Source organism: Psychrobacter sp. (genome assembly GCF_035469765.1).
Classification (GTDB): domain Bacteria; phylum Pseudomonadota; class Gammaproteobacteria; order Pseudomonadales; family Moraxellaceae; genus Psychrobacter.
In genome coordinates this window covers 1-14473 of record NZ_DATIRM010000217.1, presented here as the reverse complement: position 1 = coordinate 14473, position 14473 = coordinate 1, and the positions used below count along the sequence as shown (strand labels likewise).

The 14473-nt window shown below is 43.1% G+C and carries 10 protein-coding genes; 7 read left to right on the top strand and 3 right to left on the bottom strand.

The genetic code is table 11. The features are described from left to right. The 3 genes from VLN09_RS06165 to mutY form a co-directional block, all read left to right on the top strand. Positions 1-502, top strand: a 502-nt coding sequence (locus VLN09_RS06165; protein ID WP_325244697.1) for a DUF2339 domain-containing protein, incomplete at its 5' end; no start/stop codon positions are given. Between the two features lie 157 nt (positions 503-659). Continuing rightward, the gene (gene ylqF, locus VLN09_RS06160) at positions 660-1616 is read left to right on the top strand and encodes a ribosome biogenesis GTPase YlqF (RefSeq protein WP_325244695.1); all 957 of its coding nucleotides are present in this window, start codon (positions 660-662) and stop codon (positions 1614-1616) included. 248 nt (positions 1617-1864) lie between these two features. Beyond that, positions 1865-3094 (top strand): A/G-specific adenine glycosylase, encoded by a 1230-nt coding sequence (mutY, locus tag VLN09_RS06155; RefSeq protein ID WP_325244693.1) that lies wholly within the window; start codon positions 1865-1867, stop codon positions 3092-3094. A gap of 104 nt (positions 3095-3198) precedes the next feature. Here the strand turns inward: mutY and VLN09_RS06150 are convergent, their stop codons facing one another. After that, on the bottom strand, positions 3199-4101 hold the full coding sequence (locus tag VLN09_RS06150; RefSeq protein WP_325244691.1) for an acyl-CoA thioesterase II: 903 nt from the start codon (positions 4099-4101) through the stop codon (positions 3199-3201). A 272-nt stretch (positions 4102-4373) separates the two neighbouring features. Next, positions 4374-7262 carry an RNA polymerase-associated protein RapA gene (gene rapA / locus VLN09_RS06145; protein WP_325244689.1) on the bottom strand — a complete coding sequence of 963 codons (2889 nt, stop codon included), beginning with the start codon at positions 7260-7262 and terminating at the stop codon, positions 4374-4376. A gap of 721 nt (positions 7263-7983) precedes the next feature. Here rapA and VLN09_RS06140 point away from each other — a divergent pair. The 3 genes from VLN09_RS06140 (at position 7984) to VLN09_RS06130 (ending at position 12432) form a co-directional block, all read left to right on the top strand. Beyond that, positions 7984-10296 carry an ATP-binding protein gene (locus VLN09_RS06140; protein WP_325244686.1) on the top strand — a complete coding sequence of 771 codons (2313 nt, stop codon included), beginning with the start codon at positions 7984-7986 and terminating at the stop codon, positions 10294-10296. Between the two features lie 72 nt (positions 10297-10368). After that, on the top strand, positions 10369-11337 hold the full coding sequence (locus VLN09_RS06135; protein ID WP_325244684.1) for a response regulator: 969 nt from the start codon (positions 10369-10371) through the stop codon (positions 11335-11337). Between the two features lie 156 nt (positions 11338-11493). Next, positions 11494-12432: a D-2-hydroxyacid dehydrogenase gene (locus VLN09_RS06130; RefSeq protein WP_325244682.1), complete on the top strand. Its 939-nt coding sequence runs from the start codon at positions 11494-11496 to the stop codon at positions 12430-12432. 246 nt (positions 12433-12678) lie between these two features. Here VLN09_RS06130 and VLN09_RS06125 read toward each other — a convergent pair whose 3' ends face one another. Continuing rightward, on the bottom strand, positions 12679-13392 hold the full coding sequence (locus VLN09_RS06125; protein WP_325244680.1) for an RluA family pseudouridine synthase: 714 nt from the start codon (positions 13390-13392) through the stop codon (positions 12679-12681). A 352-nt stretch (positions 13393-13744) separates the two neighbouring features. Between VLN09_RS06125 and trxA the strand changes: the two genes are divergently transcribed. After that, entirely contained in the window at positions 13745-14071 is a 327-nt protein-coding gene (trxA, locus tag VLN09_RS06120; protein ID WP_325244678.1) for a thioredoxin, read from the top strand. Positions 14072-14473: the final 402 nt, after the last annotated feature.

Sequence of the window (14473 nt, the reverse complement as noted above, 5' to 3'; positions counted from 1 at the left end):
GCTAGTGTTGTTTTACGGATTGGGCGTTTATTTATTGCGTCAACGTGGGGCGCGCTCGCAAAATCTATTTAGCGCCATTCGTAAGAGTGACACGTTGTTGATCGTACTAGCGCTGATTAGTTTTTGGATACTCTCTAGCATGCTGGTTAGAACGTTACACACTTTCATTAATACACCGCTATGGATAGCCGACTTATATGACCATACTGGCGGCGCATGGCGTAGCGAGCAAGTGCAAACGGGTCTGACGATTTTATGGACGCTACTGGCATTGGTCGCCACCATTATTGCCAGTCGCTATTGGCAGCGCGCGCTATGGTTTATGGGCATTGGCTTATTGGGTATTGTAGTCCTAAAATTGGTCTTGGTTGACTTGTCACAGACTGAGGCAATTTGGCGGGTAATTTCTTTCCTTGGCGCAGGCAGTTTGATTTTACTGATTGGTTATTTGGCACCGTTGCCGCCGGCACGTGATGAGACAGCAGAACAGGTCGAATCATAGTTTCTCATTAAAGCAAATTGAAATTATAGTGTGAGCACTTTTTAGCATCATTACTTTTTAGCATCCGTACGTGGCTTATGTAGTAAACTGAACACCATGAAAAGTAAATGACGATCGTCTTACTTTGAGCATTTTTTATAAAAGGTTATGAAAGCAGATGGATAAGAGAGTAAGTATTCAGTGGTTCCCTGGGCATATGAACAAAGCCCGCAATGAAATCAAAGAAATCATGCCGCAGATGGATGTGGTAATCGAAGTGATTGACGCACGTATTCCTTATAGCAGCGAAAACCCAATGGTCGCGGCATTGCGCGGTGAAAAACCGGTCATCAAAATCTTAAATAAAGCTGACCTTGCTGACCCTGAGCTGACCCAAACGTGGATGGAATATCTTGAGCAGCAAAACGGTGTTAAAGCCATTGCTTGCGATACTGATAAAGCCAATGATGTCAAACGTATCATCGCAATCTGTAAACAACTTGTCCCCAATAAAGTTGGTACGGGTCGCCAAATCAAAGCCATGATTATGGGGATTCCAAACGTCGGTAAATCAACGTTGATTAACACTTTGGCTGGACGCGCCGTGGCAAGAACTGGTGACGAGCCAGCGGTCACCAAGTCGCAGCAATTGATTAAACTTGACGATGACATCATGCTCTATGACACACCCGGTATGCTGTGGCCAAAAGTTGAAAACGAAAACTCTGGCTATCGCTTGGCAGCAACAGGCGGCATTCGTGATACGGCGTTTGATTTTGCGGATGTTGCCGGTTATACCGCTGAGTATTTATTAACCGCCTATCCTGAGCTGCTAAAAACTCGCTATAAAATTGAAGAACTGCCTCAGACCGATTGGGAGTTCTTTGAAATAGCTGGTCGCAATCGTGGCTGCGTGCGCGCGGGCAATAAAGTCGATACGTACCGGATGTCTGAAATCCTAGTGAATGAGCTGCGTAGCGGTAAGATTGGGCGTATCACTTTGGAGACGCCAACTATGACTGAGGCTGAAGAAGTCGTCGTCGCTGAACAACGCATTGCGGCAGAAGAAAAAAGAATTGCTAAAGAAGAAGAGAAACGCTTACGTCGCTTGAAAACGCGGAAGAATCGGAAGTAAACTCTCACTAACATAGCTCGTAAGGTGCGCCCGCCTAGCGCACCTGTTTTATTTTTATTATTTACCTTTAACTTATCTAAAAATTCTCAAAAACTTTACTTAGCAAACAATACAGTCAATTGTCATTTTATCCAATGATGCTCACAACCAAGCTCACCTACTGTTGTCTTGTATCAATCGTATTACACCCCATAAATAACCTTAATCCCAAACCTTATATATCCCTGCTCAATTTACAAGGAATACTCTTGCCTACTCAATTTTCTCACTCATTAACTTCTTTAGACGCATTCGCCCCACGACTCCTTGCTTGGTTTGAAATCAACGGTCGCCATGATTTACCTTGGCAACAGCATCAAACTGACGCGCCAAACCCTTATATCGTTTGGCTATCCGAAGTCATGCTACAGCAAACACAGGTAACGACAGTACTGCCTTACTTTGCACGTTTCATGACGTCATTTCCGTCCGTTCAGGATTTGGCAGCCGCAGAATGGGATACGATAGCAGAGCATTGGGCGGGGCTAGGTTACTATGCGCGTGCACGTAATTTGCATAAAGGCGCGAAGCAATTGGTCGCTGTGATTGACGAGTCTGGCGACTTTCCGCAGACGCTAGCAGGTTGGGAAGCGATATCAGGTGTTGGTCCTTCAACCGCTGGTGCGATTATATCAATGGGCTTGCATCGTTATGGCGTCATTTGTGATGGCAATGTCAAACGCGTACAGACACGCTGGGCAGCAATTGATGGTGATATCACTAAGTCGGCGACTACTAAAGAATTATGGGCATTGGTGGAGCGTTTAACGCCAATAGAGAACTCAGGATTGTTTGCGCAAGCGATGATGGATATGGGTGCAACCCTATGTACGCGCAGCAAACCTGCTTGTCTATTGTGTCCATTACAAGATGATTGCTTAGCGCATGCGCAAGGGCGCGAGACAGATTATCCAGTTAAGGCAAAAAAGCAGCCCAAACCCAGTAAGTTTAGCAATGCGTTATTAATTGAAGATACCGATGGTAAAATACTGTGGCTACAACGTCCTGATAATGGCATTTGGGGCGGTCTGTGGAGTTTACCGCTAGAGTTTGTAGAAAAGATTAGCGGTAAAGTAGCTGTTAAGGATAAGACACTAAGCGCAGTGACTGGTAATCAGTTATTAGAAGTGGCTAGTAATGAAAAAATATACGAGACAGAATTCACCACGGCTGAACAGATTATTAATGAGTGGCTGAACAAGAATAAATTGAGCGCAAAATCAGTTAGCAACACATTACTCGATGATTCGCCTATCAAACATTCATTGACCCATTTTCATTGGTATTTAACCCCGCAATCAGTGACTTTAAACGATACACAGGCGACCGAGATAACCAAGGCATTGCAAGCGGCTGAAATTAATATTAATTGGTTAAACGCTGATGATGCACAAGTAACACTTGGATTACCTCGAGCGATGGTGAAGATTTTTGAATAAATCTTTATGCATAATTGCTTAAAATAACCTGATAAAACGACATAAAAAAAGCGATTCAAAATATATTTTGAGTCGCTTTTTCTTTATTTATAAAAGGATAAAAATCAGGATTTCGGCACGCGTAAACGCATCAAGCCTTCTTGTTGTACGGTTGCAACCAATTTACCTTCTTGCCAAAACTGACCATGATTGAGCCCCATCGCATTGGATGTGGTATCACTCCACATGTCGTATAACAGCCAATCGTTCAAGTCAAAGTGACGATGGAAATGCATTGAGTGGTCGATACTAGCAGCTTGCAAGCCACTGGTCATAAAGCTAATACCATGTGACATCAGACCTGTGCCAACCAGATAAAAATCAGAGGAAAACGCCAATAATGCTTGCTGGATAGCAATCGGCTGATTACCCAATTCACGGATACGTAGCCAGTTCGCTTGCTTAGGTTTCATTGGTTCCGGATGGATGGGGTCACGCGGTTTCACCGGTTTAATCTCGATATGACGACGGCGCATAAAACGAGATTTTAATGCCTTTGGGACTTTACCAACATAGTCTTCTTTTAAATCTTGCTCAGCGAGTAAATCTTCAGGCGGCGGATAAACAGGCATGTCTTCTTGATACTCTAAACCCTCTTCCATCGGTGAAAAAGAAGCAATCATCGAAAATATCACTTGCTCAACCGGCGGCTTACCACGTACTTGCTTATATTGAATCGCCGTCACTTCACGCGCCGATAGGCTACGCCCATCACGTAGGCGGCGCACTTGATAAATCACTGGCTGATTGATATCACCACCGCGCAAAAAATACCCATGTAATGAATGACAAGGTTTATCATCATCAAGCGTATGCGCTGCTGCCATAATCGCTTGTGCGAGTACTTGCCCACCGAAGATACGAGCGCCAACATAGTCATGGCTTTTACCTTCAAATACATCAGGGCTGACTTCGATAAGTGCGACGGTAGCAAGTAGCTCATCTATCAGTTGTGAATAATCAGACATGACGATCATTTTCCTTATTTTTATCAATAATACGGCGCGCCAAAAAACATCAAGAGGATATGGCTTAAGCCGATATGGCGTTTTACAGTAAATGATATGAAATCAATTACTGTAATATACAAGATAAATCTTCAGATGAGCAACAACCTATAACGAGCAAGAAATATTATTATAATGATAAGCCATAAAACGATTACTGGAAATGCGTAATAAGGAAAAATAAATAAAAACGAGATGCTTTATACATCTCGTTTTTTAATCCCAGTTTACCTTTATGGCTTGACCGCCACCAGTACACGAATAGAATCTGGTACCAATGACAAACTCGCCAATGCTTGCTCACCTTGCGCTTTTAGCTGCTCTAAGCGCTCGACTTCTTCTGGGCGTACATTGGGATTGATAGTTTGTAGATGCTTAAGACGCTGAATCTCACGCGACCACTGTTGGCTAAAGCGGGCGCTTGCTTGCTCGCCAATGTCAGCCAACTGCTGACGGGCAATATCTTCCGCTTCATAATAACGCTGCTCGATCACATCACCTCGTACTTTAATCACTTGGCGGGCGCGGTTTTTATCCAGACGCTCAATATGCGGCATAATCATATCGGCGCTAATACGCGCAGACAAATCACTGCCCTGCTCACTGATAAAGACACGGATATTCTGTGTGCTCAAGGTTGCAGGCAAGTTAAGCAGTTTCGGTGCAATGGCTTCCACACGGAAATTCACCTCAAGCATGACCATACCTTGGGGCATAGCGGCACTTTTTAGCATCGCAACCGTGGTATTACCAAAGGTGCTGGTACTCGCTAGCTCGTAAATCGCTTGCATCAATGGATGCTCATGAGTGATAAAAGCAATATCTTCACGCTGTAGTGCTTGCTCACGCTCAAAAGTCAGGGTCATGCCATCTTCATCACCCAGTGGTAAGCCATCGATATAATCACTAATTTCCGTGCTGTCAATCGGTGAAATCACCCACGAGCCATCACGTTGGATATTATGTTCGATATTGGCTGAGGCAAAGAAGCGCTCGATAAACTGCGGCAATAGATTATGCCCATCAAAATCACGCATGGCATCAGCGATACGCCCAGCAACGCGCGGACGGCATGAGTTGTATTCTAATAGACGGTCACGACCTGCTTGTAGCTGTGCTTCAAGCCCCAGTCGTGTTTGTGCCGCTTCTGCGATGATGTCTGCCAATATTGCACGGTTGACGTCGGTATCAGCACTTTCAAGCATCGGTTTTAGCTCTTGGATATACTGCTCTTGCACGCTTTGCGCTGTTGGTGAAATCTGATTGAACATATTTAGCGCATTGCTATACCATTGATACATACGCTCTTGCGCGGTACCTTGAACATAAGGTACATGCAGCATAATTTCCTGCGTTTGCCCGATACGATCTAGACGACCGATACGCTGCTCCAAAGTATCTGGATTGGCGGGTAAATCCCATAATATCAACTGGCTTGCAAACTGGAAGTTACGCCCTTCCGAGCCAATCTCTGAGCATAGTAATATCTGCGCGCCTTCGCTATCGGCAAAAAACGCCGCCGCTTGGTCACGCTCAAGCAAGGTCATCTGCTCAGTAAAAATAGCGGTTTTAATGCCCGCATGTAGACGCAATACCGCTTCCAAGCTTTCAACGGTCGCGCCACTACGAGCAATTAACAATACCTTTTTATGTTTAAGCTCGCTCTTTAAGATATCAATCAACCAAGGCACACGTGGGTCATCTTCTAACCAGCCGCCATCAGGCTGATTTTCTTCGCCCCATAGCTGCTCACGCAATTTGCCATTGGTCTGATAACTGTCGACCCATGCTTCAGGCAATGGCAGTGGATACGGCTGGCTGCTACGACCATAAAAGCCTTTCACACTTTCACGGGTATTACGGAATAAAATACGTCCCGTACCATGGCGATCTAGCAATTCATTTAACGCATAAGTACGCAGTTTTTCGTCTTCATTAATCGTTGCTAATTCATCGATACTAATCGTCAGCAAGCTGCTTAATGCCGCGATTTGCCCATCACTTAAGGGTTTGTCTTCTATTAATAGGCTGGCAACGGCTGCCGTTTCTGCAAAGGCTTCTTGACCATCGATAAACTCATCTAAATCATCAAAACGATCTGGGTCTAATAGACGCAAACGGGCAAAATGACTCTGCGCACCAAGCTGTTCAGGTGTGGCGGTTAATAGCATAACCCCGGCTGTTTCTTCAGCAAAATCTGCAATCAAGTCATATTTATCGTTGCCGCCTTGGGCTTCATCCCAATGCAGGTGATGCGCTTCATCGACGACCAATAAATCAAACCCTGCTTCCATCGCTTGGTCATACAAGTCAGGATGGTCAAGGAGTAAGTCCATACCAGCGATGACACATTGTTCAGTAGTAAAAACATTTTGCTCAGGGTCGTGCTCTTTAATCGCTGCGGTACGTACCAAATCAAATAAGGCAAAGTTTAGATTAAAGCGGCGGCGCAGCTCAATCATCCACTGATATTGCAGACTGTCTGGCACAAGAATGAGTACACGCTCAGCTTTACCCGTCAGCAGCTGCTGATGAATAATCAAGCCCGCCTCAATGGTTTTACCCAAACCCACTTCATCAGCAAGCAGTACACGCGGTGCAATACGTTTGCCAACTTCATGAGCGATATAGAGCTGATGCTCAATGATGTCAACGCGCGCGCCCATCAAGCCTTTGAGTGGATGACCTGCAAGCGCTGACTGCATACGCAAAATATCTTGACGCAAATCGTACCAATCACTGCGCTCAATACGACCTGCCAGCAGACGCTCAAGTGGTTTCGCCAAGGTGATATTGGCAGCTAGACGGGTTTCCATGATTGCTTTTTCATGCTCATCAACACTGTATTTGAGCACGCCCATCACTTCTTCAACAGCCGTCACCGTATAAGTGTTACCGGCTTGATCAGAGATGCTGTCGCCAACCTTAAATACCACGCGCGATAACGGTGCAGAGTTTTTTGCATAGACGCGTGTCTCTTCACTTTGCGGAAATAAAATGTGCACACATCGGTCGTCTACATCGATGACCACACCTAAGCCCAGCTCGGACTCCGTATCAGATAAATAGCGTTGACCAACGGCGAATTCGGTGCTGTGCAATGAAGCGATAGAGATAGTCATAGGGCGATGTCTTTTTGTACTCAGATGATAAGAAAATAGGTAGCTTGCGATGCAAACAATGCTTGCTGGCTCAGCAACATGGATAAACTGATAGTTGCTGGATATGCATTTATTCAATATGTGGTCAAGAAATATATCGGCAACATCAGCTTGTGAGCGAGATCCGTCGATAAAACAGACCATTATATAACGTTAGCGCCTAGATGAGTGCGTTAAGTTCACTTTTCAAGAGCAGGTTTTTGCAAGATAAAATCAAAGCTAAGCATAAGTTGGGTTTATAAACCAATAAGATAACGACTCGCAAGTAAACAAAAAATATTGTTATTGTAAAATTGTTTCTGTATTGTTAAAAAATGCAATAGAACATCTCTCTTAATACCAAAGCTATTCAATTTAACTAAGTCATTAGACTTTTTAACTAAATCATTAGACTTTTAGCTAACTATTACTTATATAAAAAATAGCATAGACCTAAGACCTAATAGCTGTTATCCATGCTTTATCAGCGGTCATGGGTGGATTATTGTCTATAATAGTCCATTAAGTTATAGGTTGAATTTATTATCATTATTTTAAGTTATGTTAATACTGTTTTCATTTGACGTTTATGACTATTATTCATACGCCATTTTAATAGAACCTAACCATATAGGTCATTGTAGCCAATAAATCTCATTAGCAATCTTCTTTGTGCTCCCTACTCCCAAGGACAAATCCCGTCATGAGTGACTCCAAAAAAGTCGGCTTTTTTAATCAAGTCAGTACCCAAGTTACTACTATTTTGTTCATTGCCTTTGCGGTCGTACTTGCGGTCGTTGTTTATGTCGTTGATAAAGAAGGTCATGATAAAATTCGCCTTGAATCAGCAAAGCTGGTCGCTGAACGTGGTAATACTGCTGTTAATAGTATCTCTGCCGATATCAATCGCGTCATGCGTAGTGCCTTGCTGTTACAGCAAAGCGCGCAAACGCTGCCACCGCAAGAGAACATTTTGCAAGTCAGTACCGCCAATGCCTTTGATAAACGCGACTATAGCTTATTGGGTAGTGGCGGTATTTGGCCAGAAAAAGGTGCCCTTGGTGCCAATACCGTGACCCATCCGTTTTTAATGGTACGTCAAAACGGCGAATACCAAGCAGTACTGAGCGATCCCAATCCAGCCAACCCTTATTATCAAGAAGATTGGTTTAGCGTCTTAAAACTACTCAAACCTGACAGCTGTATCTGGAACCATGTCCGCGCCAGCCAAACCAAAGGCGAGCTTGCAATGAGCTGCGGTGTCGCAATTGAGCGTGACAATCAGTTCTGGGGTGCCAGTACGGTTAACTTTACCCTAAATCAGCTACAAGAAAACATCGTTAAGTTAAGTGAAAGCTCAGGTTCAGGCTACATTTTATTACTAGATAACAGTGATAAGGTAATCGCCTCATCTAACCCTGAGCGCTTAAGCTATATCGATGAAGAGACCGGTACACCGCTTGATATCAAACAGGTTATCAACTCTGACCCTGCTTGGGAGCCAGTGCTAGGTTTCTTAGAAACTCAGCGTAATGAGATTATTGAGCAAGTCGCTGCCAGTGTGTCGCCACAAGTCCAGCAAGTACTAACCACACTTGATAAAGCAGAAACTGGTACCGCAAAAGGTTATTATTTGGTCAACTATGCTGCTTACCTAAATAACGGTGAAAATAAGCAAAACGCTATGGACAGCCGCTTGCTACAGAGCTTTGAGCTGACCAATGATAACTTCTATAACGGCAGTCAAGCGTATGTCTTTGAGATTCCTGAAACTTATTGGAAGCTAATTGTCGTACAGCCTGATGCTGAGATTAACGCGATTGCCGATAATTTGAGTGAAAACTTGATTAACTGGATTGCTTTAGCGCTACTTATCACCGCTGGTATTATCTACTTTATGTTGACTTTCTTAGCATTTAAACCATTGAAAGAAACCACCGATAAAATTTCTCTGGCAGAAAACATCATTAACAATAAGCAATATAACAAATTGAGCTCCGTTAAATTTAAGAGAGGTCGCAACGAGATTGGGCTGGTGAACGGCTCTATTAACGACCTATTAGATCGAATCCAATCTAACGAAGGTAAGCTTGCCAATATCAATCAGCAGCTTGAGATTAAAGTAGAAGAACGTACCGCTGAGCTGCAAGAGACGCTAAAAGAGCTAAAAAGCTCACAGCTACAACTGATCCGTTCAGAAAAAATGGCAACGTTGGGACAAATGGTTGCGGGTGTTGCCCATGAAGTAAATACGCCTTTATCGTATGTTCAAAACAATCTTGAGATTATCGGTCAATTAACTGAGCAATATGAAGAGCTGATTGAACTGGTACAAGGGTTAAAAGGTATCAAGTCAGACGCAGCATCTGATGGCAAGATTGATAAGTTATTAGCAGATATTGTCCGTGCTTCTGATGAAATCCAAGAAGATGATTTGTCCGCTGAGCTAAAAGAGCTGATTAAAGACTCGCTATTTGGCGTCGAGCAAATCACCGAAATGGTACTGAACTTACGCAACTTTGCCCGTCTTGATGAGTCAAAAGTGAAGACCATTGATGTGCGCGAATGTATCGAAGCCTCGCTTAAAATCGCGGGTAACTCTATCAGACATCAAGAGATTGTCACTGATTTTGCGCCAACCCCTGAAGTGAAATGCTCACCGTCGCAAATCAACCAAGTCTTGGTCAATCTGCTCAATAATGCCTCGCAAGCCATGGGCGAGAAACCTGATGGCAAAATTGAAGTGCGAACCCGTGCCGATGACAGTAATGTCTATGTTGATGTCATTGATAACGGTAAAGGCATGAGCTCAGAAGTACTCAGTCAGATATTTGAGCCGTTCTTTACGACTAAAGGCGCAGGTGAAGGTACTGGTCTTGGTATGGCAATCAGTCAGCAGATTATGGAGCAGCATAATGGCGATATCAAAGCCGTATCGACTGAAGGCGTTGGTACTACCTTTACTTTAACGCTACCGATTAATAATGATTTGACAGAAAAAAGCCTAGCAGCATAATCGCTAGGTTCTGTTCTCATTTTAATTGTTATATAAAGCTACATCACTGTTATTCATCATAAGGAACTCATCATGAATGAATTAGAAAATGACATCAGTAATAATATCAATACCGCTGAGCTAGGGGCTGAGGCTAAACCAAAGCTGGCATTTATTGACGATGAACAACGTATCTTACGTTCTATGAAACTGCTGTTTCGTAAAACGCATGACGTTTTTATCACCACTGACCCAACTGAATATATCGACTATATCAAAAACAATCATGTACACGTTGCGGTCAGTGACCAACGTATGCCTGAGCGTGTTGGTGTTGATATTTTACGCGAAGTAAAAGACGTATCGCCGTCGACCATGCGTATTTTATTGACTGGTTATGCCGATTTGAACGCGATTATCGGCTCTATTAACGATGGTGAAATTTATCGTTATCTAACCAAGCCTTGCAAATCTGAGGAGCTACTCACGGTCGTCGGTCGTGCCACTGAAATCGCCTTGACTTATAATCCAGACGAAGACGCCGAGCAATTCGACAGCTCAGGTAATAAGCAGACGCTATTGGTGATTGATGAGACTAACGAGCTAATTGAGCAAATACGCAAGCAATTCTCTAACAACTATAAAGTGCTGCATGCCGAAGGCTTAGAAGAGGCTTACGATTATTTGGCGAACGAAGATATCGGTGTTTGTATTACCGATATTAATGTCAGTGGCGAGAATATCGCACCGATTATCTTTACCTTAAAACAAGATGCACCGCATTTAGTCGTATTGGTACAGACCGAATTCCAAGATGCGGGCTTACTGATTGACTTGATTAATAAAGGTCAAGTCTATCGCTGTTTACCGAAGCCAATGCGTGCCAGCTTGCTTGAGATTAGTGTCAACCGTGCATTTCAGCATCATACAAAGCTGAAAGCCAGCCCTGAATTGGTCAAACGTTATGAAGTCGAGCACGACCCTGAAAATGATGTGCGTATTGATTTAAGCAGTCGCGTACGTAGTCTTATCGGTAAATTGCGCAAACGTTTTTCTTTATAAGCGCAAGAAACTAGTGTCTCAATAAATGAAACCTCTATTTCAATATTGAAGTAGAGGTTTTTTGCTTTGTACTTTTTGACTATAGACGGCAACGTGCTACATTAAGCCGATAATAACCAAAGCCAATTTACTATAACAGCGAGATAAGGAATCATCATGCAAGCGGTTTTTTTAGATAAAGGCACTTTTTCTGATAACGTCGACTTGCCAGCACCCGCTGGCGTTACTGATTACATTACTTACGACGATACGCCTCAAGCACTGATCGTTGAGCGCTGTCAAAATGCCGACATTATTTTTACCAATAAAGTGCAGATCAATGCTGAGGTGATTGCTAAGCTACCGAAGCTAAAACTTATTCAACTGACCGCTACTGGCATGAACAATGTCGACCAAGATGCTTGTGCTGAGCATGGTATCGCGCTGTATAATGTTGCTGGTTACGCGGTGAAAAGCGTCCCTGAACATACCTTTATGCTGATGCTAAATGCGATGCGTGCAGGTTTACACTACCATAATAAAGTCACCGATGGCACGTGGGCAGATAACGGTAATTTTTGCCTGCTTGATATCCCTCTAATGGATTTAGAAGATAAAACGCTCGGTATTATTGGCATTGGCACCATCGGCAAACGCGTTACCGACATTGCTCGTGCCTTTGGTATGACGGTACTTTGGGCAGAGCGTCAAGGGTCTGCGCCGCGTAATGATGATTATACTGCCTTTGACGAAGTACTTGCTCGTGCTGATGTGATCAGCTTACATTGTCCTTTAAATGATGCTACCCAGCATTTGATTAATAAAGACACATTAGCAAAAATGAGCAAGAAGCCGTTGATTATTAACGTCGCTCGCGGTGGTATCGTCGATAGTAAAGCGCTTGCTGATGCTATTAACAATGAGCAGATTTTAGGGTATGGCAGCGACGTTTTTGAACAAGAACCCATAGCTGCCAATGACCCTTTAATTACTCTTGGCGAGCATCCACGCGTCATATTTAGTCCGCACAATGCGTGGGGCAGCAAGAGCGCGCAAGAAACCTTGTGGCAGGTGCTCAGCAAACAGGTCAGCGACTTTATCAATCAAGCTCAGTAAGACTAACAACAGACAGTAGAGCTTGTTGGTTTCTAACGGCTAAAGTGTAACCATGCATCTTTAATTTTACGATATTTGAGCATGATACGGTCAGTAATATAGTTATTTTTCACGCGCCAAGGATAGCAGTCATCTCGTTTTGGCAATTCATCCTTGGCGCAGCTAGCATAACCTGCCGATAGCCTTTGACTATAATAGACTTTAATTTTTACTAATTTAAAACCAACTACGATACTCTAAATCCGTCTAAAAAGGCGTTGGGCTTTCCCAGTCCATCCACGCCCCAAGCGTTGGATGCTTAAGACGCAGTTGCTGCGCATGCAGATTCAGTCTTGGCGCAATATCTAATGCCGCACCTTCTGCATAAATCGGGTCACCAATCATCACATGTCCGACATGTACCATATGAACGCGAAGCTGATGACTGCGACCTGTAACCGGCTTTAGCAGGACTCGCGTGACTGTGTGACCGTTGCATTCTTCATGTGCCAATACTTCATACAAAGTCAGCGCATGTTTTGACCAATCATGGTCAACAATATGGCGCGGTTTGGTGGTTGGCTCATAGCGCACAGGTACGGATATTTTGCCCGTTGCGCCAACGCTTTCCCATTGACCAAAAACCCGTGCCTGATAGCTTTTTTGGGGTAGTCGGTCGATAAATTGCTTACTAATATTAGTCTGTGCTGCTGCACTCTTGGCGAAAATAAGTAGCCCAGAGGTATCCATATCGAGGCGATGAATCAGTTTTACTGCAGGATTGGCGCGTTCAAGGCGAGCGAGCAAACTGACTTTTAACGTCTTACCGTCGACACTCAATAGTCCTGCTGGCTTATCAACCACCCAGATATCATCGTCTTCATAGACGGTAACCTGTTGTGCAAACGCTTGAAAAAACTCAGGCGGACGGGCACTTTCTTCAGCGTTAAGGGCGTCGATTTTTTCATCAGTAAAGGGCATAAATGTGGGCTACTTATATTAATGGACTTATATTAGTCATTTCGGATATAAAAACCAGAATCCGTTATAGAATAAAAATGCAGCTAATCTCAACGAGCAGTTAAAGGCAGAAATAAATACAGCAGGTGACAGATAAAACCCAACCTGTATCCTTATGTGTCAATTTATTGTGCTAATCATAATTGTTAAACAATTTAACCAGTCTACGTCTGTCAACTTTGGGCAAACATGTTAATATAATGGCAGATTTTCACCCATTCTTAACATTCTTTAGCCTGTCATCATTTTGGTATGACGTTTATCGTTTTATAGATAAATGGTGACACAAATAATAAAACAAGAGAGAAAAATTATGTCAGACCTTATTGTTAATACTACCGATGCCAACTTTGATCAAGACGTCCTACAATCTGACGTGCCAGTCTTAGTCGATTTTTGGGCAACATGGTGTGGTCCTTGTAAAGCCATTGCACCTATTTTAGAAGATTTAGCGGCTGAGTACCAAGGTAAAGTTAAAATCGTTAAAGTTGATGTTGATAACAACCCACAAGCAGCAAGTCGTTTTGGTATCCGTAACATTCCAACTCTATTTGTTTTTAAAGATGGCGAAAAAGTTGATTCAGTAATGGGTCTACAGCCAAAAGCTGAATTGGCCAAAGTGCTAGATAAGCATTTGTAAATTAACACTTGCTTGCTTTGATCACTCTTAGTAAGTATGTTAAAAATAGCACAAACGCTAAAGCCATTATCTGTATCAGATAATGGCTTTTTTGTTGATTTTATGAGCAAAAAACTGGATTACATCACTTTTTTGGCAAAAATTATTGACAATACTGTCTTGAAGCCCGTATAGTCTGCTGATAAGAGAAAACTAATGGTTTTCCTAAATATCTTGTCACTATTCTCCTCGTGTTTATCAATAATAACACCATCGTCATTATTAAACACCACTACTGACCGAATGACTAAACACAATGACTGATATTGAGTTTTTGACGCAGACTCTTATGTAGACTTCTTTATCTTCACTTTTTATGACTTATATGTCTCTATTACGACAAGCTCATAAACTGACACGTAA

Excerpts from the sequence above, each read along its gene's own strand:
- VLN09_RS06140 (WP_325244686.1), top strand. The coding sequence starts at position 7,984 with ATGAGTGACTCCAAAAAAGTCGGCTTTTTTAATCAAGTCAGTACCCAA.
- VLN09_RS06130 (WP_325244682.1), top strand. The coding sequence starts at position 11,494 with ATGCAAGCGGTTTTTTTAGATAAAGGCACTTTTTCTGATAACGTCGAC.
- trxA (WP_325244678.1), top strand. The coding sequence starts at position 13,745 with ATGTCAGACCTTATTGTTAATACTACCGATGCCAACTTTGATCAAGAC.
- VLN09_RS06150 (WP_325244691.1), bottom strand. The coding sequence starts at position 4,101 with ATGTCTGATTATTCACAACTGATAGATGAGCTACTTGCTACCGTCGCA.
- VLN09_RS06125 (WP_325244680.1), bottom strand. The coding sequence starts at position 13,392 with ATGCCCTTTACTGATGAAAAAATCGACGCCCTTAACGCTGAAGAAAGT.
- VLN09_RS06135 (WP_325244684.1), top strand. The coding sequence starts at position 10,369 with ATGAATGAATTAGAAAATGACATCAGTAATAATATCAATACCGCTGAG.
- ylqF (WP_325244695.1), top strand. The coding sequence starts at position 660 with ATGGATAAGAGAGTAAGTATTCAGTGGTTCCCTGGGCATATGAACAAA.
- rapA (WP_325244689.1), bottom strand. The coding sequence starts at position 7,262 with ATGACTATCTCTATCGCTTCATTGCACAGCACCGAATTCGCCGTTGGT.